The 733-nt window shown below is 46.4% G+C and carries 2 protein-coding genes; both read left to right on the plus strand.

The window, feature by feature from the left end:
* Window positions 1-147, plus strand: a 147-nt coding sequence (locus R7Z50_RS27030; RefSeq protein ID WP_318149687.1) for a 2-oxo acid dehydrogenase subunit E2, incomplete at its 5' end; no start/stop codon positions are given.
* Window positions 148-383: 236 nt separating this feature from the next.
* On the plus strand, window positions 384-733 hold a 350-nt coding region (locus tag R7Z50_RS27035), incomplete at its 3' end, for an NAD(P)/FAD-dependent oxidoreductase (protein ID WP_318149686.1).

Raw genomic sequence — 733 nt, forward strand, 5'->3', positions numbered from 1 at the left:
GTGATCCGTAACGGTCAAGCCGTGGCCGTAAAAGCAATGCCGCTGTCCATTACCTTTGACCACAGAGCTTGCACCGGCGGTGAAGCCGCGCGCTTTACCAAGGTGCTTGCAGAACATCTGCAAAGGCCAAGTGTAACTAAGTCATAACGACATAAGGCTTCCTAAATGGAAGCCTTTTTTCTGCTTTACGCGCTAATTCAAACCCACCCACCGAACAGATAAAATCATCACTAACGGTTTAATTTTCAAACACATGTCACTCTTTCACATTTCAAAGCCCTGACCACCTCTCATCGAATTCACGTTTACGTTAACTGAGCTATAGTTTTCTATATAAACGAAAAATGTCACCCAGATGACGAAAATAAAAAGGAAGCACAAAAATGGAACGTGAATGCATGGAGTTTGATGTGGTGATCGTCGGAGCTGGCCCTGCGGGGTTAAGTGCAGCATGTCGATTAGCACAGTTGAACCAAGATCGTGAAGGCGAAGCGCTGTCAATTTGTGTGGTAGAAAAAGGCTCTGAGGTCGGCGCACATATATTATCTGGCGCGGTGTTAGAAACTCGCGCCTTAGACGAGCTTTTCCCAGATTGGAAGGAAATGGGAGCGCCCGTTTCAGCCCCCGTTCAACATGATGATTTTCTCTATCTAACGACGGAGCTTAATCATATACGTGTGCCCCACTTCCTCACGCCTAAACCCATGCACAATGACGAAAACAATCACGTTAT

The organism is Vibrio sp. 1249-1, assembly GCF_033340495.1.